The following is a 24,097-nucleotide window of genomic DNA, read 5'->3' as shown; positions in this document are numbered from 1 at the left end:
TCAGGGCTGCTGGCTGCGCAGCCGGTCCATCAGCGACACCATCTCGCCAACGGTCCGGGGGCTTTTCAGGTCTTTGGACAGCTTGACGCCGAAACGGTCTTCGAACTCGAAGATCAGTTCGAGCATCATCAGCGAGTCGACACCGAGCTCGCCCAGCGGGGCCTCGGCAACGACTGTTTCCGGGGCGACGCCAAGGCGCTCTTCAAGGAATTCGCGAATCAGGCCGATGGAGTCCATAGGGGGCGGATTTTATCCGAAAGCCCATGTTTCCCAAAGATTTTCCCGCCGCGCAGCGGGCTGATCGAGAAGGCCGGACGATTTGATACCATGTTTGCCTTCGAGCGCTTTGCCGCGCCCTTCGTGGAGTTGCCCATTCAAGCCCCCTGGTACCGACAGCTCGTTGCACGGCTAGTGCTGCTGGCGCCGCTCAAGGCGGTGGGCACGATGCTGTTCATGGCCTTCTTTTTCTGGGCCTATTTCGCCATCCTGCGCAACCCGGTGACGCCGCCGACGGTGATGCCGCTGACCGCTGTTGATGAGTGGATCGCCTTTACGCCGGCCGCCTTTCCGGTCTATGCCTCGCTCTGGGTCTACGTCTCGCTGCCGCCGGCCTTGTTCAACAGCCGGCGTTCCCTGCTGCTGTTCGGCGCCTGGATCGGCGCCCTCTGCCTGTCCTGCCTGATCACCTTCTGGCTGTGGCCGACGGCGGTACCGGCCAGCCTGATCGACTGGGCGCAGTACCCGGAAATGGCGCTGATCAAGGGGCTGGATGCCTCGGGCAACGCCTGCCCGTCGCTGCACGTCGCTTCGGCTGTGTTCTCGGCAGTCTGGCTGGAGCGGCTGTTGCGCCGGGTCGGGGCGCCGCTGCTGCTGCGCGGCTCAAGCATCGCCTATTGCCTGGCCATCCTGTGGTCGACGGTGGCGATTCGCCAGCATGTCGTGCTCGATGTCGTGGCCGGTCTGATCGTCGGCCTGGCCTTCGCCTGGCCGTCGCTGCGCCAGGTGACGGCGGCGGCCGGCGAGGACGCGATCTGATTAACCGGTAACGCGGTTCAGGGCGGCCAGGAAAGTGGCGCCGTCCTGGAAGCCGACAATGCGCTGGCCCTTGATTTCGCGACCCTGGGCATCGAAAAAGATGATGCCGGGCGGGCCAAACAGGCCGAAACGGGCGAGTAGCGCCTTGTCGTCGGCGCTATTGGCCGTGACATCGGCCTTGAGCAGCTTGAAACCGGCCAGTTTGGCCTGCACGGCCGGATCGGTGAAGGTAAAACGCTCCATTTCCTTGCAGGAAACGCACCAGTCGGCGTAAAAATCGAGCATCACCGGCTGGCCGGCGGCGAGGACCTTCTGTTCCAGTTCGCCAAGCGAGGCGACCGGCTCGAAAGGCAGTTTGCTGCTGGCAGTGGTGACGGCACCCTGTCCGGCGCGCAGGCCGGCCAGCGGTTGCAGCGGGTCGCGGCTACCGGCCAGGGCACCGATCAGCAGCGCGGCGCCGGTCAGCAGCATGACGATGCCGATGCCTTTCCAGAAGCGCGGCCAGCCCTTGGCATGCGGCGGCAGCGGATCGAGGGCGTGCAGGTAGATCGCCGGAATAATGAGCAGCGCGGCCCAGGCCAGCATCTGGACGACGGCCGGAATGACCGGCGAGATCAGCCAGACGGCGGTGGCCAGCAACAGCACGCCGAAGCCCTTCTTGACCGCTTCCATCCACGGCCCGGTTTTCGGCAGCAGCGAGCCGCCGGCCAGGCCGACCGCGAGCAGCGGCATGCCCATGCCGATGGCCATCACGAAGAGCGCGGTGCCGCCAAGCACGGCGTCGCCGGTCTGGCCGATGTAGAGAAGTGCGCCGGCCAGCGGGGCGGCGACGCAGGGGCCGACGATCAGCGCCGATAGCGCGCCCATCGCGAAGACGCCGAGGCCGCGGCCGCCCTGCAGGTGGCCGGATTCTTCCGACAGCTTGCTTTGCAGTGCGATCGGCAGTTGCAGTTCGTAGAAGCCGAACATCGAGAAGGAGAGGACGACGAAAACCAGCGCGAAGCTGCCCAGCACCCACGGGTTCTGCAGCGCGGCGGAGACCAGCGTGCCGCTCAGGCCGGCGGCGACGCCGACCGCGGCATAGGTCAGCGCCATGCCCAGCACGTAGGCCAGCGAAAGCGCGAAGCCGCGGGCATGCGAGTTCTTGTGGCCCTGGCCGGCGATGATGCCGGACAGGATGGGAATCATCGGGAAGACGCAGGGGGTCAGCGACAGGCCGAGGCCGGCGATGAAGAAGAAGGCGAGATTGGCCCAGAAGCCGGCGTCCTTCAGCGTGCTGGCGATCTGGCCGCTTTCGTCGCCTTCGGCGGCCGCGGCGCCCAGGCTGGGCGTGCTGGCCGGATCGGGCAGGTCGACCGTCAGGGTCTGGGTTTGCGGCGGGTAGCAGACGCCGGCATCGGCGCAGCCCTGCGAAGTCAGGTTCAGCTTCAGCGCCAGCGGGCCGGAGGCGTTCCGTTCGACCGGCAGGCGGATGGCGACGCTCTTGTAATAGACCTCGACCTTGCCGAAATTGTCGTCGTTCTTCTCCTTGCCCTTGGGCAACACCGGCTGGCCGAGCGTCGTCGTCTCGCCGGCGACGGTGAAGCGGAACTTGTCGCGGTACAGGTAGTAGCCCTTGGCGATTTCGTAGCTGACTTCGACGGTCTGGCCGTCGAGCGCCTTCAGCGAAGGCTTGAAGGCGACGGCCGGATCGAGGAATTCCTCGGCGTGGGCGAGCGAGAGCAGCAGTGAAAGGAGGACGAACAGGAGGCGCATCATGATTGGAGTGTTTCCGCCGCCACCCAGTTCAGGTAGGCCGGCAAGCCGCGCGTGATGGGCAGCGCGATGATTTCGGGAACATCGTACGGGTGGCGCTGGGCGATGGCTGCCTGCAGCGCTGGATAGAGCGCGGCGGTGGACTTGATCAGCAGCGGGATTTCCGTCGCCGACTCGACCTTGCCCTGCCAGCGATAGATCGACTGGACGCGCGGCAGGATATTGACGCAGGCGGCGAGCCCGGCTTCGACCACGGCCAGCGCGATGGCGTTGGCCGTTTCTTCATCCGGGCAGTTGGTCAGAACGAGCAGGGTTTCGGGCAAGGCTTCCATCAGCGAATTCTACTTGAGCAGGCGGCGGCGGGTCAGGCGCAGCGCGATGGCGAAGGCTACGACGCTGGTCAGCAGCAGCGCCATGATGTGGATCAGGGCATTCGGCGGCACCTGCCCGGCGAGCAGCGGGCGGACCAGCGCGACGCCCTGGGCCAGCGGCAGCCAGCCGCCGATCAACGCCAGCCAGCTAGGTAGCTGGTCGGTCGGGAAGAAGACGCCGGAAATCAGTGTCATCGGCGTGATGAACAAGGTGAAGTAGTACATGAAGAAATCGTAGGACGGAGCCAGCGCATTCCAGATCAGGCCGAGCGCAGCAAAGGCTAGGCCGGTCAGGACGATGGCCGGCAGCGCCCACAGCGCGAGCGGGCCGTGGCTCAGGCCCATGACGCTGATGACGACGAGAATGGCGGCGCCCGAGAACAGCGACTTGGTGGCGGCCCAGAACAGTTCGCCGGCGACGACATCGGTCAGGCCGAGCGGCGTGTTGAGGATGGCATCCCAGGTTTTCTGCACATGCATGCGCGAAAACGATGAGTACAAGGCCTCGAAGGTCGCTGCGTTCATCGTCGAGGCACAGACGGTGCCGGCGGCGAGAAAGGCGACATAGGGCTGGCCGTCCAGCGTCGGCAGCAGCGCGCCGAGGCCGTAGCCGAGGCCGAGCATGTAGATCAGCGGGTCGGCCAGGTTGCCGAGGATCGATGGCAGCGCCAGCTTGCGCCAGACGAGGAAGTTGCGCTGCCAGACCGGAAACCAGCGAAAACTGTGCGAAGCAAGGGACATGCAGGCGGACCCGGAAGCGATTGGTGAGGCGGCCATTTTACTGCGTTCGGCCTGGCCCGGATTTTATTGCGGCGCACCATCGCGGCCCGTCCGCCGCCCCTGGCCGCACCAGTTGCAGGCATGCCCGGCCAGCCCTGGCTGGGTCGGGGTGATCATAAAACCATGTTTTTAAATAACTTGCGGCAGGCAATTGGCATTCGGCACGATTTTCGCTGCGGTGCACGACCAATCCCCCCGCGGTGCCGGACGGCCGCGCCCCAAGAGGACAAGACGATGGAAGAAAAGCTCGAAAAGGCCCAGCTGATGGCCCGTTTCAAACTGATGGTCAAACGCTCGCTGAGCCAGTCGGTCGACCTGGAGCGCCTTGAGCGCGAACCGGCCTATGCCCGGGAGCGGCTGGCCGAGATCGAGGAAGCCGCGCTCGACGAAGACCTGCTGGTCATGGTCCTCCGTCTGCGCGAACTGTTCGTGCCGCTCGTCCCGCTGCCGCTGGCCGAGCCGGAAGCGGTCAAGGAAACCCGCAATTACAAGATGGGCGCCCGGGCCTGGTAAAAGCGCCGGGCCGCCTCCGGCATTTTTGCCCGCCGGGGGCGGTCGACCGCAGGCATGCTCCGGAAAGCGCGGGAACAGGGGTCGGGATGTCAAAATACCGGCATGTCGCCGCCCGCCATCATTCTCTGCACGCTCAACGCCAAGTACATCCACGCCTCGCTCGGCCTGCGCTACCTGCTCGCCAACATGGCCCGCCACGGCAGCGCCGAGCTGCGAGCGGCGACGGTATTGCGCGAATTCACCATCGCCCGCCCGGCGCCGGCCATCGTCGAGGCGCTGCTCGGCGAACTGGGCGAGCCGGCCGATGGCCGGCCGCAGATCGTCGGCTTCGGCGTCTATATCTGGAATGTCGCGGCGACCACCGAAGTCGTCCGCTTGCTGAAGGCGGCCCGCCCGGCGCTGAAGATCGTGCTCGGCGGCCCCGAGGTCAGCCATGAGTGGGAAGAGCAGGAAATCGTTCGCCTGGCCGACCACCTGATCACCGGCTGGGGCGACGTTAGTTTCCCCAAGCTGTGCCGCGCCCTGCGCCATGGGCCGCCGCCGCTGATGAAGGTGATCCCTGGTGAACAGGCGGGCCTTGAGCAGGTCGAGCTGCCCTACGCCGAGTACAGCGCCGACGATCTGGCGCATCGCCTGCTCTACGTCGAAGCCTCGCGCGGCTGCCCGTTCAAGTGCGAGTTCTGTCTCAGCGCCCTCGACAAGACGGCCTGGGCTTTCGAGGAAGAGCGCTTCCTGGCGGCGCTGGACGATCTGTTCCAGCGTGGCGCCCGCAACTTCAAGTTCGTCGACCGCACCTTCAACCTGAAGATCGACAGCTCGCTGCGCATCCTGCAGTTTTTCCTCGACCGCCTGACGCCTGACCTCTTCCTGCATTTCGAAGTCGTGCCCGACCATCTGCCGGACCGCCTGAAGGCGATGATCGGCCGCTTCCCGCCCGGCGTGCTGCAGTTCGAGGTCGGCATCCAGACCTTCGACCCGGCCGTCCAGCAGCGCATTTCGCGCCGCCAGGACAACGACAAGACCTGCGCCAACCTCGACTGGCTCGTCAATCACAGCCACGCCCACCTGCATACCGACCTCATCTTCGGCTTGCCCGGCGAAACGCTGGCCAGCTTTGGCGAAGGCTTCGACCGGCTGTATGCGCTACGCCCGCACGAAATCCAGCTCGGCGTGCTGAAGCGCCTGCGCGGCACGCCGATTGCCCGGCACAGCGCGGCATTCGGCATGGTCTACGAGACGGCACCGCCCTATACCGTGCTGCAGACGGCGGCAGTGGACGGGCCCACCGTGCAGCGCTTTACCCGGCTGGCTCGCTATTGGGATCTGCTGGCCAATTCCGGCCGCTTCCCGCAGAGCTTGTCACTGGTACTGGCCGCGCCCTCGCCGTTCGCCGCCCTGCTCGCCCTCTCCGACTGGCTGTGGCAGACGACCGGGCTGACCAGCGGCCTGACGCCGGAAATGCTGGTCGACCGCCTGTTCGATTACCTGACCGGGGTGCGGGGGCTGGCCGCCGAGCAGGTTCGCCCGCTGCTGCTCGCTGATTACCTGGCCAGCGGCGCCCGCGCCAACCCGGCCTGTCTGCATGGCTTGCTGAAGGAGCGCGCCAAGCCGGTGCCACGCGCGGCCCGAGCACTGGCCGAACGCCAGGACCGGCATGGCGGGGTCGCTCGATGAGTGCCGACAGCCAGAAGATCCGCTTTTTCCGCCGGCAGATTCCGGCCTTTGAATGCGAGCCGGGCTGTCACGACTGTTGCGGCCCGGTCACCGCCTCCAGCGAGGAGATGGCGCGGCTGCCGGTGAAAAGCGCGGCAGCGCACGCGGCGGCGCTGGCCGAACTGAATTGCCCGCATCTCGGCGAGCACGGCTGCGAGGTCTATCTGGAGCGGCCGCTGATCTGCCGCCTGTTCGGGACAACGCCGCAACTGCCCTGCCCGCGCGGCCGGCGGCCGGAAACGCCGGTCGACCCGGCGATCGAGCAGCAGATCTACCGCTACTTCGCCGCCAAACGGCAGATCCTGGTCTGAGGCAGTTACTGGCGGTTTTTGCCATTTTGAGCCGGTCGACCGCCGGAATAACCGTTTAATCGCGCAGTTCGCGCCCGGTCAGCTTGATGAAGACGTCTTCCAGGTTGGAAGCGCGGTGCACGTAGCGCAGGCCGCTGGCTTCGGCCAGTCGGGCGAGTAGTTGTTGCGGCTCGCGGCAGTAGAAGAAGGCGGTTTCGCCGCTCGTCTCGACGCGTTCGGCCAGTTGCCGGTTGGCGGCGACGAAGCCGCTCAGATCATGGCTGCCTTCGTCGAAGACTTCGACGACCTGCGGTTCGATGTGCTCGGCGATCAACTGGCGCGGGCTGCCTTCGCTGATCTTGCGGCCATGATCGATGACGATCAGCCGGTCGCACAGGCGCTCCGCCTCGTCCATGAAATGGGTGGTCAGGATCAGCGTCTTGCCGGCCGACTTCAATTGTTTCAGGCGGTCCCAGATCAGGTGGCGGGCCTGCGGGTCGAGGCCGGTCGTCGGCTCGTCGAGGAAAATGATGTCCGGGTTGTTGACCAGCGCCCGGGCCAGCGTCAGCCGGCGCTTCATGCCGCCGGATAGCGTCGCGATGCGGGCGTCGGCCTTGCCGGTCAGGCCGGCGAATTCGAGCAATTGCGGAATGCGCGCCTTGACCTCGGCATCGGCCAGGCCGAAATAGCGGCCGAAGACGAGCAGATTTTCGCTGGCCGTGAAATCGGGGTCGAGATTGTCGAACTGCGGTACGACGCCGACCCGGGCCCGCGCCTGCTGCGCGGCGGCGGGAATGGCGTGGCCGTTCAGCGCGATCTCGCCGCTGTCCGGCGCCGTCAGGCCGAGGCAGAGGCGCAGCGTCGTCGTCTTGCCGGCCCCGTTCGGGCCGAGCAGGCCGAAACAGGTGCCGGGCTCGACGGCGAAGGAAAGGCCGGCCACCACCTCGGTGCCGGCGTAGACCTTGCGCAGGCCGCTGACGCTGAGTGCCGAATCGACGACCGGCATCAGTGCCATAGATTCAGAGGCTGGCACTAGTGCCGCCAGGCGCGGGTGATGATGTCGCGGATCAGGTGCAGGCGACGGTGGAAGAAGTGGTCGGCGCCGGGCACCATGATCACCGGCAGGTCGAGCGGCAGCGCCCAGGCATAGACATTGGCCGGCGGCACCAGCGTGTCGTCGGCGCCGTGGATGACGATGGTGTCGTGCGGCACGGCTTCGGTGTCGTACTGGCGGCTGCCTTCGACATGGCCGGCGGCGGTGCCGACCAGGACCAGGCGCTGGGCCGGATGGCCGGCTTCGACCAGGCGCTTGGCGGCGCGGGTCTGGCAGTAGGCGCCGAACGAGAAGCCGGCCAGCGCGACCGGCAGGTCGCCGCAGCGGCGCTTGGCTTCGTCGAGCACGGCAAGCAGGTCGTCGGTTTCGCCACGGCCTTCGTCATGTTCGCCTTCCGTACCGCCGACGCCGCGGAAATTCGGGCGGAAAGCGGCATAGCCGAGGCTGACGAAAGTGCGGGCCAGCGTGTAGGCGACCTTGTTGGTATTGGCGCCGCCGCCCATCGGGTGCGGGTGGGCGATCAGCGCGATGCCGCGCGGCGCGTCCGGGCGTTCCATGATGACGTCGATCTTGCCGACCGGGCCGTCGACGACGATTTTCTCTTCGGGGGCTTTCATGGTGTCAGAGCTTCAGGCGTTCGACGACGCGGCCGTTGAGCAGGTGTTCCTGGATGATTTCCTCGACGTCTTCCTTGTCGATGAAGGAATACCAGGTCTCTTCCGGATAGACGACCATCACCGGGCCCTGGTCGCAGCGGCCGAGGCAGCCGGCCTTGTTGATGCGGATGGCGCCGGCGCCGTTCTTCTTGAGGGCGCCGATGCGGTCCTTGGCGTAGGCGAACATCTCCGAGCCGCCGACGCTGTTGCAGCATTGCTCGCCGGCTTCGCGCTGGTTGGTGCAGACAAAGACGTGGTGTTGGAAGTAGCTCATCAGTTTCTCCTTTGCGGCCGGCAATTATAGGCGGTCCGGTTTCACGTGGAACGCCGGCGGTTACTCCAGCGCTTTTCGAGGCCGACGATCAGCGAGCTGAGCAGCGCAAAAGCGCCGATCTCCAGCCATTCCTGCCGGCCGATCGGTGCCGTCTGGAAGGCGGCGTTGAGCGGCGGCCAGTAGGTGAGCAGCAATTGCAGGACGAGCATGGCGGCCAGCCCGGCCCAGAACCAGCGGTTGGAAAATAGCCCGAGCTGCCAGAAGCCGCGGCTCAGCGAGCGGCAGTTGAAGAGGTAGAGCATTTCGACCATGACGAAGACGTTGACCGCGACGGTTCGCGCTTCGGCCAGCGTGTGGCCCTGCGCCAGTTCACGCAGGAAGAGGCCAAAGGCGCCGCCGAGCAGCAGCAGCGACACCAGCACGATGCGGCGGATCAGTGCGCCATCGAGCACCGGCGTCGCCTGCCGGCGTGGCGGCCGGTGCATGATGCCGCGCTCGATCGGCTCGAAGGCCAGGGTCAGGCCGAGCAGCACGGCGGTCGTCATGTTGATCCACAGGATCTGCAGCGGCGTGATCGGCAGCGTCGCCCCGAACAGGATGGCGGCGACGATGACCAGGCCTTCGCCGAAATTGGTCGGTAGCGTCCAGGTGATGAACTTGACCAGGTTGTCCCAGACGCCCCGCCCCTCTTCCGCCGCCGCTTCGATGCTGGCGAAATTGTCGTCAGTCAGTACCATCGCTGCGGCCTCCTTGGCCACTTCGGTGCCACTGAGGCCCATGGCGATGCCGATGTCGGCCTGCTTCAGCGCCGGTGCGTCATTGACGCCGTCGCCGGTCATTGCCACCACCTCGCCCCGGCTTTGCAGGGCGCGCACCAGGCGCAGCTTCTGTTCCGGCTCGACGCGGGCGAAGACGTCGGTATGCTGGGCGACCTCGGCCAGCTGCGCCTCGTCGAGTCCGGCCAGTTCGCGGCCGGTCAGCGCCCGCTCGGCCGGCAGACCGATCTGGCGGGCAATGGCCAGTGCGGTGACGGCATGGTCGCCGGTAATCATCTTGACCCGGATGCCGGCCGAGTGGCAGTTCCGGATCGCGCCGATCGCCGCCTTGCGCGGCGGGTCGATCATGCCGACCAGGCCGAGCAGGGTCAGCCCGTCGACCATGCCTGCGGTCAACGCCGAATTTTCGGCAAAAATGCGCCGGGCCAGCAGCAGGACGCGCATGCCCTGCCCGGCATAGGCTTCGGCGATGGCTTCGACCGCTGCCGCATCGAGCGCCACCGGCTGGCCACGCGCATCAAGCTGGTCGCGACAAAGCGGCAGCAGGCGTTCGAGGGCGCCCTTGACGTAGAGCAGCGGTTGGCCGTCACCCTGGTGGGCGGTTGCCATGTATTGCCGGCAGGCATCGAAAGGCAGTTCGTCGCGGCGCGGGAACAGCGCGCGCAGCGTGTGCTCGTCGAGCCCGCCCTTGCGGGCAGCGACCAGCAGCGCGGCTTCGGTCGGGTCGCCGGTGATCTGCCAGTGCGGGCCGTCGCGGCGCAGGCTGGCCTCGTTGCACAGCGCACCGGCGACCAGGCATTCGCGCAGGGCGCCGTCGATGCGGGCCGGCAAGCCGTCGTGCGTGATGGCGCCGTCCGGGGTGTAGCCGTGACCGCTGACGGCGTAGCCCAGGCCAGCCGTCCACAGCATGCGTACCGTCATCGCATTTTCGGTCAGCGTGCCGGTCTTGTCGGAACAGATGACGGTCGTGCTGCCCAGCGTTTCGACGGCCGCCAGGCGACGGATGATGGCGCGCCGTTTGGCCATGCGGGCGACGCCGATCGCCAGCGTCACGGTGACGGCAGCCGGCAGGCCTTCCGGGATGGCACCGACGGCCAGCGCCACCGCCGCCATGAACATGTCGAAGGCGGCTTCGCCGCGGGCCAGGCCGACGCCGAAGGTGAGCAGGGCCAGGCCGCCGATCGCCCAGAGCAGCCAGTTGGAAAAGGTCGCCATCTTGCGGGTCAGCGGTGTCGTCATTTCCGGAGCGCTGGCGATCAGGCCGGCGATGCGCCCGGTTTCGGTGGCGTCGCCGGTGGCGATGACCAGCCCGGCGCCCTGTCCGGCCACGACAGTGGTCCCGGCATAGGCCATGTTGGCGCGTTCGGCGAGCAGCGTGTCATCGGCCAGCGGGTCGGTGTGTTTGCCGACCGGCAGCGATTCGCCGGTCAGCATCGAGTCGTCGGTATGTAGTTCGCGCTGCTGGAACAGGCGGAGGTCGGCCGGAATGCGGTCGCCGGCGGCGAGAATGACGACATCGCCGGGAACCAGCCGGCTGGCGTCGAGCTGCTGCCGGTGGCCGCCCCGGCGCACGGTGACCGGTGTCGCGACACTGCGGGCCAGTGCGGCGAGCGCCCCTTCGGCCTTGGCTTCCTGCCAGTAGCCGATGCCGGCATTGACCAGCACGACGCCGAGAATGACGCTGGCGTCGGTCCATTCGCCGAGGCCGGCAGTGATGCTGCCGGCGGCAATCAGGACGAGGACCAGCGGCTGCAACAATTGATCGAGCAGGCGCCGCCAGGCCGGCTTGCCGGGCGTTTCCGTCATCAGGTTGGGGCCGTGCCGGGCCAGGCGCTCGGCGACCTCGCCGTCGCTCAAACCGGTCGAGCAATCGACGTTCAGTTGCTGCGCCGCCTGCTCGGCGCCCAGCGCATGCCAGGCTACGGTCGACGGCTGGTCAGCAGCAGAAACGGCAGGGTCATGAAGGGCCATAGCGTACCTACCAATCGGGTCAGGCCGTTGAAGTTCAGGAAGTGCCCCTGCCGCCAGGTGGCCAGTGCGGCCATCGAGTACGGGTTGGGCGGGGCGAGATTGACCAGCACGGTGGCCGCCATCAGCGCCAGGGCGGCCAGCATCAGGCGGGGCGTCGCCGGCAACGCGATGGCAATGGCGAGAAAGAGTGTCGCGACGAGCAAACCCATCTGGGCGCCGGGCGTTAGCCAGGCCAGCGCTTCGCCGGGATTGATCAGGATCGCCGAGGCCAGTGTGCGGACGACCAGGCCGAGGAGCAGGAAGAGCGGTACGACCAGGTAGGCCCATAGCGTCCGTGCCGTCAGCTGGCGAATGATGAGGCCGACGGCGACTGCATTGAAGGCGGTGATGCTGGCCTCGATCAGCATGAAACTCTCGGCGGCGAAAGGCACCGCGCCGACCAGGCCGAGCGTTTGGCGCAGGTCGCCGGCACCGAAAAGCAGGGTTTCCGGCGACAACGGCACGAGCAGCCAGAGACCGAGCAGGGTCAGGCCGAGTTCGGCGTGCGGTACCGGCGCAATCAGCCGGTGTTCCAGTGCCGCCAGGCGGGCGAAAACACGCGGCCCGACCGTCTGCGCCCAGAGTGCCCCAAGCAGCCCGCCCAGGCTGTTGCAGGCGAGATCGAGATTGGACGGGACGCGTGACGGTAGCCAGGTCTGCGCACTTTCCAGCCCGAAGCTGACCCCACCGGCGAGCAGCACGGCGAGGATCGGGGCGGTGAAGCGGCCGGGCAGCCGGTCGAGGGCAAGGGTCAGAAAAAAGCCGAGCGGCAGGTAGACCGCGACATTGGCGGCCAGGTCGAAGATGGTCCAGTAACGTGGCCAGCCGCCCTCGACGAAAGCAAACGGCGAAACGCCGCTATCGCGCCAGCCGGTAAACGGATGCAGGCTGCCGTAGATCACCAGCCCGCACCAGGCCAGCGCAAGGTAACGGGCGAGAAGGATGGGGCCGCGGCCGTGCTGGGTCATGAGCCCGATTTTATGGGCTATCGGCGAGGACGTCAGCCCTTATCTGCACTGCCTTTGGCGTGTCACGCCTAGTGCTGGTGCGGGTGCTCGGTCGTGTGCTGGGTTTCCGCCGCCGCCCGGTGATGCAGTACGGCGTGGATGTCGACCGGCGGCGTCGGCCGGCCGACCCATTGCGGCAACAGCGAACCGAGGAGCATGCCGAGCATGCTGACGGCGAGGCCGATCAGTTGCGGCGGCACCAACTGCCCTGCCCCGGCCAGCGCGTAGGCGTAGTCGCCGGTCCGCGCACCGCCGGTGCTGACCAATGCTTCGACCAGCAGCCAGGCGGACAGGCCGCCGATGATCGCGGCCAGGGCACCCTGCGTCGTCGCCCGTTTCCAGAAGGCGCCGAAGAAAAGCGGCACGAAGGCGCCGGCCAGCGTCACCTTGTAGGCGTTCTCGACCATCTTGAAGATGCTGGCGCTGGAGTACAGCGCGAAGCCGAGGACGATGCCGGCGAATATGACGATCGAGGCGCGCATCACCTTCAGGAACTGGTGGTCGCCCATGTGCGGGAAAAAGCCGCGGACGATGTTCTCGGAAAATGCGACCGACGGCGCCAGCAAGGTGGCCGACGAGCAGCTCATGATCGCCGACAGCACGGCGCCGAAGAAGATCGCCTGGGCGAAGACCGGGGTGTGTTGCAGGACCAGGGTCGGCAGCACCAGTTGCGAGTCGGTCTGCAGCAGGCCGTTGAACAGTTCGGGGTCGATCAGCGTCGCCGAGTAGGCGATGAACATCGGCACGAAGGTGAAGCAGAAATAGATCGAGGCACCAAGGATCGAGCCCCACAGCGCGATTTTTTGACTCTTGGCCGAGGTGATGCGCTGGAAGACGTCCTGCTGCGGAATCGAACCGAGCATCATGGTGATCCAGGCGCCCAGGAAGGTCAGCCACAGCCACGGGTCGGGCGGCGGGAAGAAATCGAGCTTGCCGGCCGCCGAGGCGTGGTTGATGACCAGTTCGACACCGCCGGTCAGGCCGGAAACGACGTAGCCGATGTACAGCATGCCGCCCATGATGACGCCCATCTGGACGAAATCGAGGATGGCGACCGAGAGCATGCCGCCGAAGGTGGTGTAGGTCAGTACGATGGCTGCACCGAGGATCATGCCGGCCGTCTGACTGACGTAGCCGGCGGTGACGACGTTGAAAACGAGGCCGAGCGCCTTGATCTGGGCCGACACCCAGCCGAGGTAGGAGGCGACGATGCAGAGCGTGGTCAGCACCTCGACCGTGCGGTTGTAGCGCAGCCGGAAATAGTCGCCGAGGGTCAGGATGTTGAGCTTGTAGAGCTTCCGCGAGAAGAAGACGCCGGCGATGATCAAGCACATCGACGAGCCGAAGGGGTCGGCGACGACGCCGGTCAGGCCCTCCTTGACGAAGGTTGCCGAAACGCCGAACACCGCTTCGGCGCCGAACCAGGTGGCGAAAACGGTGGCGGTGACGACCGGCAGCGGTAGATGGCGGCCGGCGACGGCGAAGTCCTTGGCGCTATGGACGCGGGTCGCGGCAAAGAGGCCGATGCCGATGGAAACGAGCAGATAGAGAACGACGAACCAGATCAGCATATGCGCGCGGTCGACCGGGGCAAGGGGTTGAAAACGCGGGAATTATAAGGTTATTGCGCGGCTGCGCTGCAGGCCGCGCGTCGATCAGAACGGTGGCGGACAGTGCAGGCTGAGCAGTGCTGCGGTCGACGGGTGCGGCAGGCATAAATCCATGGCATGCAGCAGCAGACGTTCGGCCCGCTCGGTGGCGGCGCCGCCATAGAGGTCGTCGCCGAGAATCGGGTGGCCGAGGCTGGCCATATGCACCCGCAACTGGTGCGAACGGCCGGTGACCGGGGCCAGTTCGACCCGCGTCGTGTCCTGCGCCGGGTTCCGTTCGAGGACACGATAGTGGGTCAGCGACGGCTTGCCGATTGCGAAATCGACCATCTGCCGGGGGCGGTTCGGCCAGTCGCAGATCAGCGGCAGATCGATCTCCCCGGCATCATTGCCCAGACAACCGGCGACGACGGCCAGATAACGCTTTTCCACCTGCCGCGTTTCGAACAGTTTGGACAGGCGCCGGTGCATTTCGGCGCCACGCGCCAGCAACAGCAGGCCGGAGGTCGACATGTCGAGGCGGTGGGCGATCAGCGCATCGGGAAACTCGGCCTGGACCCGCGCCACCAGGCAGTCATCCATGCCGGCGCCGCGGCCCGGTACCGAAAGCAGCCCGGCCGGCTTGTTGACCGCCAGCAGGTAATCATCCTGGTAGACCAGGTCGAGGCCGCTATGCGGCGGCGGGCAATAGGCGACCACGGCGGACCGGCTCAGGACTCGAAAACGACCAGATCGAGGTCGGCTGCGGCGCTGCGCAGCGGAATCAGCGCCTGATAGGCAGCCGACTGGTACCAGCCGTCAACCGAGGCCCGGTCGGGAAAGCGGATGACCACCGTGTCGCTGTGTGCGTGGCTGCCGGTAAGGACCTCCGTCAGCGTGCCGCGCAGCACCAGTTCGGCCTGCCATGGGGCCAGCGTGGCCGGCACGGCGCTGCGGTAGGCCGCCCATTTTTCGGCATCCTTGACGCTGATGTGGCCGATGACATAAGCGGCGTGGGGGGCTTCAGCCATGAAAATATCCTTCGCGTGCGGTCCGGGCTTGCGCCGGATGAGCCGTACAGGTATAACTGTACATATAAACAGTAGTCGAGTTTGGGGTGGGCGGGCGAAGCATTTCGTTCCCGGCGCCGGGCCGAAAGGATACGCACCGTGCCGCGGGGTGTCCAACGGCATAAGGACAAATTCCGGCTTCTGCAATTTCTATTCCATCTTTGGCCCCTGTGCCATAATCCCGTCAAATTTCCGAGGTATGCCCATGGACGACAACAAGGCAAAGGCGCTCGCCGCAGCGCTGCAACAGATTGAAAAGCAGTTCGGCAAAGGTTCCATCATGAAGATGGGCGACGCCGAAATCGACGAAGGTATCCAGGTCGTGTCGACCGGTTCCCTCGGTCTCGATATTGCTCTCGGCGTCGGCGGCCTGCCGCGCGGCCGTGTTGTCGAAATCTACGGTCCGGAATCCTCCGGCAAGACCACGCTCTGTCTGCAGGTCGTTGCCGAAATGCAGAAACTCGGCGGTACGGCCGCCTTCATCGATGCCGAACACGCCCTCGACCCGCAATACGCCCAGAAGCTCGGCGTCAATGTCGGCGAACTGCTCATTTCGCAGCCCGATACTGGCGAACAGGCGCTCGAAATCGCCGACATGCTGGTCCGTTCCGGCTCGGTCGACATCATCATCGTCGACTCGGTCGCCGCCCTCACCCCGCGCGCCGAAATCGAAGGCGAAATGGGCGACCAGATGGTCGGCCTGCACGCCCGCCTGATGAGCCAGGCCCTGCGCAAGCTGACCGCCAATATCAAGAAGACCAACACGCTGGTCATCTTCATCAACCAGATCCGGATGAAAATCGGCGTCATGTTCGGTTCGCCGGAAACGACGACCGGCGGCAACGCGCTGAAGTTCTACGCCTCCGTCCGCCTCGACATCCGCCGCATCGGCTCGATCAAGAAGGGCGACGAGGTGATCGGCAGCGAAACCAAGGTCAAGGTCGTCAAGAACAAGGTGTCTCCGCCGTTCCGCGAAGCCATCTTCGACATCCTGTACGGCGAAGGCATTTCCCGTCAGGGCGAAATCGTCGAAATGGGCGTCGCCCACAAGCTGGTCGACAAGTCCGGTGCCTGGTATGCCTACAAGGGCGAAAAGATCGGCCAAGGCAAGGACAATGCGCGCGAATTCCTGCGCAGCCACCCGGAAATCGCCCAGGAAATCGAAGCCGGCATCCGCGAGGCTGCCAGCACCAACGTCATCAAGCCGGTCAAGGCGGCGAAGACGGATGCCTGATCCGGCTGTTGCGTTGCGAGTTGCTGCTCTTCGACTGCTTACCCGGCGTGATCACAGCCGGGCCGAGTTGATGAGCAAGCTCGCCGCGCAAGCGGAGTCGGCCGAGCAGTTGGAGGCCGTGCTCGACGCCCTGCAGGCCGAACGCCTGCTCTCGGACAATCGCTTCGCCACCCAGCGCGTCGTCGCCCGTGCCGGGCGTTATGGCAATGCCCGGCTGAAACAGGAATTGCGCCAGAAGGGAGTCGGTGACGACGATATCGCCGCCGCCCTGCCCGAAGGCGGTGACGAAGCCGAACGCTGCCGGGCGGTGTGGGCGAGAAAATTCCGCGAATTGCCGCAGAGCGCGGAAGAGCGGGCCAAACAGATGCGTTTTTTGCAATATCGCGGCTTCTCCGGCGAGGCGATTCGCCGGGTAATGCGCGGAGCGGATGAATGAGCGACACCCAAGTTTCCACCCTCGCTGCCCTCAACCTGAAAAAGCGCTACAAGGCGCGGACCGTGGTCGAGGACGTCTCCTTCGAGGTCAAGAGCGGTGAAGTGGTCGGCCTGCTCGGCCCGAACGGGGCCGGCAAGACCACCTGTTTCTACATGATTGTCGGCCTGGTGCCGGCCGATGGTGGTGACGTCTATATCGACGATGCCAAGCTGACCCATCTGCCGATGCACAACCGGGCGCGCCAGGGCTTGTCCTACCTGCCGCAGGAAGCCTCTGTCTTCCGCAAGCTGAACGTCGAGGAAAATATCCGGGCGGTGCTCGAACTGCTCAAGCTGCCGGCCAAGGAGCTTGATGACCGGCTTGAGGGCTTGCTTGCAGAGCTGCACATCAACCATGTTCGGCACGTCAATGCGGCCGCCCTTTCCGGCGGTGAGCGGCGGCGGGTCGAAATCGCCCGCGCCCTGGCCACCAATCCGCGTTTCATCCTGCTCGACGAACCCTTTGCCGGGGTCGACCCGATTGCGGTGCTGGAAATCCAGAAAATCATTCGCTTCCTGAAGGAGCGCGGCATCGGCGTGCTGATCACCGATCACAACGTCCGTGAAACGCTGGGTATCTGCGACCACGCCTATATTATTAGTGCCGGGCGCGTATTGGCTGCTGGACGGCCGGACGAAATCGTCGATAATGAAAGCGTGCGTAAGGTTTATCTCGGCGAGCACTTCAAGCTCTGACCGATAAGCAGCGTCCAGATCCCATTTGATGAAGCCAGCACTCCAACTAAAACTATCCCAGCATCTGGCGCTGACGCCCCAGTTGCAGCAGTCGATCAAGCTGTTACAGCTGTCTACGGTCGAAATGCAGCAGGAACTTGAGCGTTACCTGCTCGAGAATCCGATGCTGGAACGCGACGACGACGGCGGCAACGAATCCTTTGCCTCAGCCCAGCAGTTCGATGCGCCGCGCACCGAGGAAGGTGAGCGGGAGCAGCGCGTCGAGCGCGAAGAGCGGGATGCGCGCGACGATCGCGAGCAGGATGTGCCGATGACGCCATCCGATGTGGACGATGACCGCTGGACCTCCGATGCCGGTACCTTTACCGGGGCCGGCCGCGATGAGGACGATGACAGCGATTCGCACGACGTGCATGCGGCAACAATCAGCCTGCGTGACCATCTCGGCTGGCAACTCGGCATGACCCAGCTCAGCGAACGTGACCGCAGCCTGGTCCGTTTCCTGATCGAAGCCCTCGATGATGACGGCTACCTGTCGACGCCGCTCGAAGAGCTGTGGGAAACCTTGCCGCCGGAATACGAAATCGAGCTGGAAGAGCTCGAAATCGCCCTCCACCATATCCAGAATTTCGACCCGATCGGTATCGGCGCCCGTAGCCCGAAGGAATGCCTGGCGCTGCAACTGAAGGCCTTGCCGGTGGATGCTGTGCGGGCGCTGGCCCTGGTCATCGTCGAAAAACACCTTGAATTGCTGGCGGCGCGCGATTTCACCAAAATCCGCCGGTTGACCGGCTGCGATGATGAAATCCTAAAGGCCGCCCAGGCTCTGATCGTCAGTCTCAACCCGCGGCCGGGCGCCCGCTTCGCGCAGATCGAGGCACGCTACATCACGCCGGACGTGATGGTGAAGAAGCTCAAGGGCAAATGGACCGCCTACATCAATCCGGATGCCTACCCGCGTCTGCGCATCAATCGTCTGTATGCGGAGATACTCGCCAAGCAGCGCCGGGGTAACGGTAATCTGTCCGGCCAGTTGCAGGAAGCACGTTGGCTGATCAAGAACGTGCAGCAGCGCTTCGAGACCATTCATCGCGTCACGCAAGCCATTGTCGACCGTCAACGCCAGTTTTTCGAGCATGGCGAAGTGGCGATGCGGCCGCTGGTCCTGCGCGAAATCGCCGACATTCTCGGCCTGCATGAATCCACAGTCTCGCGCGTCACCAGCCAGAAATACATGGCGACGCCGCGCGGCATTTTTGAATTGAAGTACTTTTTCGGCAGTCATGTCGCCACCGATACCGGTGGTGCCTGCTCTGCCACCGCCATCCGCGCCCTGATCAAGCAATTGATCGGAGCGGAGGATGGCAAGAAGCCCTTGTCGGATAGTCAAATATCCGAAATACTAGGCCAGCAGGGAATCGTTGTCGCACGACGCACGGTCGCTAAATACCGTGAATCGCTCAACATCCCGCCGGTCAATTTACGCAAGACCCTGTAGAGAGAGGAGAAAAGCATGAATCTGCAGATCGCTGGTCACCATATCGAAGTTACGCCGGCATTGCGCGAATACGTCGAAAACAAGCTCGACCCGGTTGTTCGCCATTTTGACAAAGTTACCGGCGTGAACGTCGTTCTGTCGGTTGAAAAGCTCAAGCAGAAGGGTGAAGTCACGCTTCACGTGCCGGGCAAGGACATTCACGTCGAAGAGTCCGGCGACGACCTTTACGCCGCCATCGACGCGCTATTTGACAAGCTCGATCGTCAGGTCCAGAAGTACAAGCAGAAGGTGCAGGATCATCACCGCGGTGACAAGCCGGCGCACTACGTGGCCGAATAAAGGCTGACAGGCCGCGACACTTTTGTCGCGGCCTTTGCTTTTCCAAACTTCCTTATGAACCCCCTAAACAACATTCTGTCTGCCTCGCAGGTGGTTCTCGACCTCGAAGCCAGCAGCAAGAAACGGGTCTTTGAACAAGCCGGCATGCTTTTCGAGAATCATCTCGGCATTGCCCGCGCGGTCGTTTTCGACAGCCTTTTCGCCCGTGAAAAACTTGGCTCCACCGGCCTCGGCCAGGGGATCGCCATTCCGCATGGCCGCATCAAGGGCCTGAAGCAGGCCGCCGGTGCCTTCATTCGATTGTCCTCCCCGGTGCCGTTCGATTCGCCGGATGGCCGGCCGGTCAATCTGCTGTTTATCCTGCTCGTTCCCGAACAGGCGACCGAGCAGCATTTGCAGATCCTCTCTGAGCTTGCCCAGCGCTTCGCCGAGCGCAGCTTCCGCGAGGCCCTCGTCGCCGCACCCGATGCGGTGAGCGTGGTTGCCCTCTTCCAGTCCTGATCCCTGCTCGTGCGCCATATCAGCCTCATCCAGCTTTACGAGGACAATCGCGAAAAGCTGCTGCTCAACTGGGTGCTTGGCCATCAGTCGGACCGCCGCATCGAGATCAAGCTGTCGAATAACTACGGCGCCGATGTCGTCGGCCATATCAACGTCATCCACCCGGAGCGTCTGCAGGTCATGGGCCAGGCGGAATACGACTGGGCGACGAAGATCGGCGAACGGCGCTTCGCCCAGATGTTCCAGGACCTGCTCGGCGCCCAGCCGCCGGCGGTAATCGTTGCCGATGGCCTGACGCCCCCGGAAATCCTGGTCGATGCCTGCAAGAACTTCAATACCCCGCTGATCTTCTCGCCCAAGCCCTGCTCGGCGGTGATCGACCTGTTGCGGATTTACCTGTCGGCCCGTCTGGCCGATACCGTCAATCTGCACGGTGTCTTCATGGATGTGCTGGGCATGGGCGTGCTGATTACCGGCGATTCCGGGGTCGGCAAATCCGAATTGGCCCTTGAGTTGATTTCCCGCGGCCATGGCCTGGTGGCTGACGATGTCGTTGAAATGGCGCGGATCGCGCCGACGACGATCGAAGGTCGTTGCCCCGGTATGTTGCGCGATTTTCTCGAGGTCCGCGGGTTGGGCCTGCTCAATATCCGGACCATCTTTGGCGAAACCGCCTCGCGCCGGAAGATGAAGCTGAAGCTGATCGTCCATTTGCAAAAAACGGTCGCTGGCAGTGATGCGCCGCGCCTGCCACTCGATGCGCAAACCCAGGAAGTGCTCGGGGTTCCGGTGCGCAAGGTACTGATCCCGGTAGCGGCTGGCCGTAACCTGGCGGTTCTGCTCGAAGCCGCGGTGCGCAATACTATTCTGCAATTGCGCGGCATCGACAGCATGCAGGATTTCATGGATCGTCAGCAGCGCATGATGCTTGACGATGACGCCTGATTGACCGATAGTTTGCCGGACATTCTTACAACCGGATTCGGGAGATTTAAGATGAAAAAGCTGATTGCCCTGCTTGCTGTCGTGATGTCGGCTTCCTCGGTTTACGCCGCCGATGACTGTGCAGCCCGTGCCGCCGAAAAGAAGCTGGCCGGCGCCGCCAAGAACAGTTTCATGAAGAAGTGCGAAGCCGATGCCAAGGGCCCGGAAGCAATGGCCTGTGAGTCCACAGCCAAGGAAAAGAAGCTGGCCGGCGCCGCCAAGAACAGCTTCATGAAGAAGTGTGTGGCTGACGCCCAGGCTGCTGCCAAGTAACAATCAGGCAGTCTGTTCTCGATAGGCCATCTGCGGATGGCCTATCGTCGTTTACAGGTATTCGAAATCCGCCGCGTCGGCTGCCGGATCGTTGCGCGAGGTACCGAAACAGATGTTGCCGCTACCTTCGAGCAGGATTTCATGGCGGCGCACCATTACTTCCTGCTTGCCGGTCAGGCAGACAAAGGTGCCGTTGGTGCTGGTGTCGACCAAAAAATAGCCGTCCTTGCGTTTCTCGATCCTGGCATGCAGCCGCGAGGCCTTGCGATCTTCGATCTGCAACTTGTTGCCGAGGTCGCGGCCGAGCGTCAGGACCGGCGTCTTGTCGTCGAGCAGATAGGCCTTGCCGCGGTAGCGCACACATAGACGTGGAACAGGCATGATGCTGAGCGAACTGATCTGGTCGACGGTGCTCTGACTGGTCCATTCGACAAGCCGCAGGGCCACCTGTTCGTCATTTTGCCGAATGGTACCGAGATTGGGCATCGGCCTGGAATTGATCGTGGTGTTCGCGGGCAGTTCAGCAACAAGGTGCGAGCTGGCCAGGATCTGGTCGCGGCGTGCCGCGCCGACGATCCGTGCCGCCGTGGTTACGACTTCGCCGCTCAACTGTCCATCACTGTCTTCGGTCAGGGTGCCGACATGCAGGCCAATCCGGATGGTCAGCTTCAAACCGGAGACCGGTGGCAGGTCGGCAATCCGCTGTTGCATGTCGATCGAGGCCTGGCAGGCTTCTTCCGCGGTTTCAAAGGCGGCCAGCAACTCGTCGCCGACCACCTGCACGGTCCGGCCGCGGTAGCCTTCGATGGAGCGGTTCATCCGCTTCAGGCAGCGTTCTACCGCGTGCATGGCTTCGGTATCGCCCAAGCGCTCAAAAAGGCGGGCGCTACCGGAGACATCGGCAAACATGACGACCAATTTGCGTTGCTGGCTGCTCATTGCGGACTATTCGTTCGTAAGATACTGGATTATAAGCGGATTATGCCTTCATTGCCTTATGACGAAAGGCTGATTGGAAAGGTGCCGCTGATTGGCATTTCCGGGCTGTCGAAGGCAATGTCGCCCTCCTCGACCGGGGTGTCCAGCGTCAGGTTCTGGAAATCGAAAAGTTTGGGGTCGGCCAGGTGCGAGGGCACGACGCTTTGCAGCGCCGTCAGGACCGACTCGGTGCGGCCGGGGAAACGGCGATCCCAGTCTTCCATCATTTCGCGGATTTTCTGGCGTTGCAGGTTTTCCTGGGAGCCGCAGAGGTTGCACGGAATGATCGGGAATTCCATGCCGCGGGCAAATTTGGCGATATCGCTTTCGGCGCAATAGGCGAGCGGCCGGATGACGATGTGGGCATGATCGTCGGTGACCAGCTTGGGCGGCATCGCCTTGATCTTGCCACCAAAGAGCAGGTTGAGAAACAAGGTATGGACCATGTCGTCGCGATGATGGCCCAGTGCAATTTTATTGGCGCCCAGTTCCTTGGCCGTCTTGTAGATAATGCCGCGGCGCAGACGTGAGCATAGCGAACAGGTGGTCTTGCCCTCGGGAATCTTGTCCTTGACGATCGAATAGGTATCGGCTTCGATGATCCGGTATTCGATGCCGAGCGAAGCGAAATAATTGGGCAGGATGTCGGCCGGAAAACCCGGCTGTTTCTGATCGAGATTCATCGCAATCAGACGGAATTTGACGGGGGCCCGCTGTTGCAGCGCCATCAGCATGGCGAGCAGGGTATAGGAGTCTTTACCGCCGGACACGCAGACCAGGATAGTGTCGCCATCCTCGATCATGTTGTAGTCGCCAATCGCCTTGCCGGTACGGCTTTCGAGGTTCTTGCGCAGTTTAAGCAGGGTGTTTGAATGAGTCATCTGGGCCGTCGCTGGTATCCGCGAGTCGATTGCTGCGGTGAACCGATAAAAATGGCAAGTTTACCTGATACGTTGTTTTGAAAGACGGTCATATTTCACCCTCAAATCAAATTTGCCAGCAATTGCCACAACAAAAGCTTAATTCCGGCTCGGGCCGCCGGCTAAAATCCCGTCTTTATGGAGCCACTATGAACCTGCCCCTCCCCTCGCCCGACGCCCAGGCGCATAGCCAGCGTCTGCTCGAATGCATTCGCCGGGAAATTGTGGCGCATGGAGGCTGGATCCCGTTTGCCCGCTACATGGAGCTGGCACTCTATGCCCCGGGGCTGGGCTACTACACGGCGGGGGCGCGGAAATTCGGGGCAGCCGGCGACTTCATCACCGCACCCGGCATGAGCGCACTCTTTGGCCAGGCGCTGGCCCGCCAGGTGGCGCAAGTGATGGCCGCCTCGGCACCGGTCATCCTTGAGGTGGGGGCCGGCTCCGGCCGCCTGGCGGCGGACCTGCTGCTCGAACTGGAGCGCCGGGCCTGCCTGCCCGAGCAATACCTGATCCTTGATCTGTCGGCCGACCTGCGCCAGCGTCAGCAGCAAACGCTGGCCGCTGAAGTGCCGCACCTGCTGCCTCGACTGCGCTGGTTGGATGCGCTGCCCGAGTCCTTTGCCGGCGTGGTGGTCGGCAATGAACTGCTCGATGCGATGCCGGCTGAAATTGTCGCCTGGCGGGAAAACGGCATCTTCGAGCGCGGCGTCGAACTGGATGCGGCTGGCAGCTTCGTCTGGGGCGAGCGGCCGGCTACCGGCGCCGTCCTGGCCGCGGCGCAGCAGATCGGTGAACAATGCCAGTTGCCACCCGGTTTCGAGAGCGAGATCAGCCTGGCGGCCCGGGCCTGGGCGGCGGAATGGGGGGGGCGCCTGAGTGCCGGGGCGCTGCTGCTGATCGACTACGGTTTCCCCCGCCGCGAGTTTTATCACCAGCAGCGGGCACGCGGTACCTTGATGTGCCACTACCGCCATCACGCCCATCCCGACCCCTTCTACCTGCCCGGTTTGCAGGATCTGACGGTGCACGTCGATTTTACGGCCATTATTGCGGCGGCCCATGGTGCCGGACTGGAGCTGCTGGGTTACACCAGCCAGGGGCAATTCCTGCTCAATTGCGGCATCCTCGACTTGCTGGGCGAGTTGCCGAACGATAGCGTGGATTACATTCGTGCCGCTGGCGCGGTCAATAAACTGCTGATGCCGCATGAAATGGGCGAGTTGTTCAAGGTGATCGCCATTGGCCGGGGGATCGACGAAGCCTTGTGCGGTTTTGCCAGCGGTGACCAAAGCCGCCGACTGTGA

The 24,097-nt window shown here is 64.1% G+C and carries 27 protein-coding genes; 13 read left to right on the top strand and 14 right to left on the bottom strand.

Features of this window, described 5'->3' with window-relative positions; all coding sequences use genetic code 11:
* Positions 1-237: an acyl carrier protein gene (locus GH663_RS03115; RefSeq protein WP_066885651.1), complete on the bottom strand. Its 237-nt coding sequence runs from the start codon at positions 235-237 to the stop codon at positions 1-3.
* A 90-nt stretch (positions 238-327) separates the two neighbouring features.
* Between GH663_RS03115 and GH663_RS03110 the strand changes: the two genes are divergently transcribed.
* Positions 328-1,035: a phosphatase PAP2 family protein gene (locus GH663_RS03110; RefSeq protein ID WP_066885654.1), complete on the top strand. Its 708-nt coding sequence runs from the start codon at positions 328-330 to the stop codon at positions 1,033-1,035.
* Here GH663_RS03110 and GH663_RS03105 read toward each other — a convergent pair whose 3' ends face one another.
* The 3 genes from GH663_RS03105 to GH663_RS03095 are packed head-to-tail and all read right to left on the bottom strand — an operon-like array spanning position 1,036 to position 3,902.
* Positions 1,036-2,793 (bottom strand): protein-disulfide reductase DsbD, encoded by a 1,758-nt coding sequence (locus GH663_RS03105; protein WP_153130234.1) that lies wholly within the window; start codon positions 2,791-2,793, stop codon positions 1,036-1,038.
* Entirely contained in the window at positions 2,790-3,122 is a 333-nt protein-coding gene (cutA, locus tag GH663_RS03100) for a divalent-cation tolerance protein CutA (RefSeq protein WP_066885657.1), read from the bottom strand. The genes GH663_RS03105 and cutA overlap by 4 nt, the downstream gene beginning before the upstream one ends.
* Positions 3,123-3,131: 9 nt before the next feature.
* On the bottom strand, positions 3,132-3,902 hold the full coding sequence (locus tag GH663_RS03095; protein ID WP_153130233.1) for an ABC transporter permease: 771 nt from the start codon (positions 3,900-3,902) through the stop codon (positions 3,132-3,134).
* 273 nt (positions 3,903-4,175) lie between these two features.
* On the opposite strand from GH663_RS03095, the gene GH663_RS03090 reads away from it, so the two are divergent.
* The 3 genes from GH663_RS03090 to GH663_RS03080 all read left to right on the top strand — a co-directional run bounded on the left by GH663_RS03090 (position 4,176) and on the right by GH663_RS03080 (position 6,478).
* The gene (locus GH663_RS03090) at positions 4,176-4,454 is read left to right on the top strand and encodes a hypothetical protein (protein ID WP_153130232.1); all 279 of its coding nucleotides are present in this window, start codon (positions 4,176-4,178) and stop codon (positions 4,452-4,454) included.
* Positions 4,455-4,556: 102 nt separating this feature from the next.
* Positions 4,557-6,128 carry a B12-binding domain-containing radical SAM protein gene (locus GH663_RS03085; protein WP_153130231.1) on the top strand — a complete coding sequence of 524 codons (1,572 nt, stop codon included), beginning with the start codon at positions 4,557-4,559 and terminating at the stop codon, positions 6,126-6,128.
* On the top strand, positions 6,125-6,478 hold the full coding sequence (locus GH663_RS03080; RefSeq protein ID WP_153130230.1) for a YkgJ family cysteine cluster protein: 354 nt from the start codon (positions 6,125-6,127) through the stop codon (positions 6,476-6,478). Before GH663_RS03085 ends, GH663_RS03080 begins: the two co-directional genes overlap by 4 nt.
* A 55-nt stretch (positions 6,479-6,533) precedes the next feature.
* Here the strand turns inward: GH663_RS03080 and GH663_RS03075 are convergent, their stop codons facing one another.
* From GH663_RS03075 to GH663_RS03040, 8 genes are all read right to left on the bottom strand, one after another.
* On the bottom strand, positions 6,534-7,472 hold the full coding sequence (locus tag GH663_RS03075) for an ATP-binding cassette domain-containing protein (RefSeq protein WP_170291319.1): 939 nt from the start codon (positions 7,470-7,472) through the stop codon (positions 6,534-6,536).
* 17 nt (positions 7,473-7,489) lie between these two features.
* On the bottom strand, positions 7,490-8,128 hold the full coding sequence (locus tag GH663_RS03070) for an alpha/beta hydrolase (protein WP_153130229.1): 639 nt from the start codon (positions 8,126-8,128) through the stop codon (positions 7,490-7,492).
* A gap of 4 nt (positions 8,129-8,132) precedes the next feature.
* The gene (locus tag GH663_RS03065; protein WP_066885681.1) at positions 8,133-8,441 is read right to left on the bottom strand and encodes a (2Fe-2S) ferredoxin domain-containing protein; all 309 of its coding nucleotides are present in this window, start codon (positions 8,439-8,441) and stop codon (positions 8,133-8,135) included.
* A 41-nt stretch (positions 8,442-8,482) separates the two neighbouring features.
* Complete coding sequence (locus GH663_RS03060) at positions 8,483-11,188, bottom strand: cation-translocating P-type ATPase (protein ID WP_153130228.1); 2,706 nt, start codon at positions 11,186-11,188, stop codon at positions 8,483-8,485.
* Positions 11,137-12,195: a VanZ family protein gene (locus GH663_RS03055; RefSeq protein ID WP_153130227.1), complete on the bottom strand. Its 1,059-nt coding sequence runs from the start codon at positions 12,193-12,195 to the stop codon at positions 11,137-11,139. The genes GH663_RS03060 and GH663_RS03055 overlap by 52 nt, the downstream gene beginning before the upstream one ends.
* Before the next feature lie 68 nt (positions 12,196-12,263).
* Positions 12,264-13,805 carry a high affinity choline transporter 1 gene (locus tag GH663_RS03050; RefSeq protein WP_153130226.1) on the bottom strand — a complete coding sequence of 514 codons (1,542 nt, stop codon included), beginning with the start codon at positions 13,803-13,805 and terminating at the stop codon, positions 12,264-12,266.
* 84 nt (positions 13,806-13,889) lie between these two features.
* A complete protein-coding gene (locus GH663_RS03045; protein WP_153130225.1) occupies positions 13,890-14,543 on the bottom strand; it encodes an RluA family pseudouridine synthase in 654 nt (217 codons plus the stop codon).
* A gap of 11 nt (positions 14,544-14,554) precedes the next feature.
* Positions 14,555-14,854, bottom strand: coding sequence for a DUF1330 domain-containing protein (locus tag GH663_RS03040; RefSeq protein ID WP_153130224.1), 300 nt, complete (start codon positions 14,852-14,854; stop codon positions 14,555-14,557).
* Between the two features lie 244 nt (positions 14,855-15,098).
* On the opposite strand from GH663_RS03040, the gene recA reads away from it, so the two are divergent.
* The 8 genes from recA to GH663_RS03000 are packed head-to-tail and all read left to right on the top strand — an operon-like array spanning position 15,099 to position 20,892.
* Positions 15,099-16,127 carry a recombinase RecA gene (recA, locus tag GH663_RS03035; RefSeq protein ID WP_066885698.1) on the top strand — a complete coding sequence of 343 codons (1,029 nt, stop codon included), beginning with the start codon at positions 15,099-15,101 and terminating at the stop codon, positions 16,125-16,127.
* Positions 16,120-16,563: a recombination regulator RecX gene (gene recX / locus GH663_RS03030; RefSeq protein WP_153130223.1), complete on the top strand. Its 444-nt coding sequence runs from the start codon at positions 16,120-16,122 to the stop codon at positions 16,561-16,563. Before recA ends, recX begins: the two co-directional genes overlap by 8 nt.
* A complete protein-coding gene (gene lptB, locus GH663_RS03025) occupies positions 16,560-17,297 on the top strand; it encodes an LPS export ABC transporter ATP-binding protein (RefSeq protein ID WP_066885703.1) in 738 nt (245 codons plus the stop codon). Before recX ends, lptB begins: the two co-directional genes overlap by 4 nt.
* 28 nt (positions 17,298-17,325) lie before the next feature.
* Positions 17,326-18,795, top strand: a complete 1,470-nt coding sequence (locus GH663_RS03020; RefSeq protein WP_153130222.1) for an RNA polymerase factor sigma-54 — start codon at positions 17,326-17,328, stop codon at positions 18,793-18,795.
* Between the two features lie 15 nt (positions 18,796-18,810).
* Positions 18,811-19,134 (top strand): ribosome hibernation-promoting factor, HPF/YfiA family, encoded by a 324-nt coding sequence (gene hpf, locus GH663_RS03015; protein ID WP_066885709.1) that lies wholly within the window; start codon positions 18,811-18,813, stop codon positions 19,132-19,134.
* Between the two features lie 54 nt (positions 19,135-19,188).
* The gene (gene ptsN / locus GH663_RS03010) at positions 19,189-19,635 is read left to right on the top strand and encodes a PTS IIA-like nitrogen regulatory protein PtsN (RefSeq protein ID WP_153130221.1); all 447 of its coding nucleotides are present in this window, start codon (positions 19,189-19,191) and stop codon (positions 19,633-19,635) included.
* Positions 19,636-19,644: 9 nt separating this feature from the next.
* Positions 19,645-20,580: an HPr(Ser) kinase/phosphatase gene (gene hprK / locus GH663_RS03005; protein ID WP_153130220.1), complete on the top strand. Its 936-nt coding sequence runs from the start codon at positions 19,645-19,647 to the stop codon at positions 20,578-20,580.
* Positions 20,581-20,631: 51 nt separating this feature from the next.
* Positions 20,632-20,892, top strand: coding sequence for a hypothetical protein (locus GH663_RS03000; RefSeq protein ID WP_153130219.1), 261 nt, complete (start codon positions 20,632-20,634; stop codon positions 20,890-20,892).
* A gap of 51 nt (positions 20,893-20,943) precedes the next feature.
* On the opposite strand, the gene GH663_RS02995 is transcribed toward GH663_RS03000, so the two are convergent.
* Both GH663_RS02995 and ttcA read right to left on the bottom strand, forming a co-directional pair.
* Positions 20,944-21,831 (bottom strand): adenylate/guanylate cyclase domain-containing protein, encoded by an 888-nt coding sequence (locus GH663_RS02995; protein WP_153130218.1) that lies wholly within the window; start codon positions 21,829-21,831, stop codon positions 20,944-20,946.
* Positions 21,832-21,887: 56 nt separating this feature from the next.
* On the bottom strand, positions 21,888-22,751 hold the full coding sequence (gene ttcA, locus GH663_RS02990) for a tRNA 2-thiocytidine(32) synthetase TtcA (RefSeq protein ID WP_153130217.1): 864 nt from the start codon (positions 22,749-22,751) through the stop codon (positions 21,888-21,890).
* A gap of 188 nt (positions 22,752-22,939) precedes the next feature.
* Here ttcA and GH663_RS02985 point away from each other — a divergent pair, with 188 nt between their 5' ends.
* On the top strand, positions 22,940-24,097 hold the full coding sequence (locus GH663_RS02985) for a class I SAM-dependent methyltransferase (protein ID WP_153130216.1): 1,158 nt from the start codon (positions 22,940-22,942) through the stop codon (positions 24,095-24,097).

The organism is Dechloromonas hortensis, assembly GCF_009469765.1.
Classification (GTDB): Bacteria; Pseudomonadota; Gammaproteobacteria; order Burkholderiales; family Rhodocyclaceae; genus Azonexus; species Azonexus hortensis.
The sequence above is the reverse complement of the archived record's forward strand: the minus strand, read 5'-3'. Positions and strand labels throughout refer to the sequence as shown.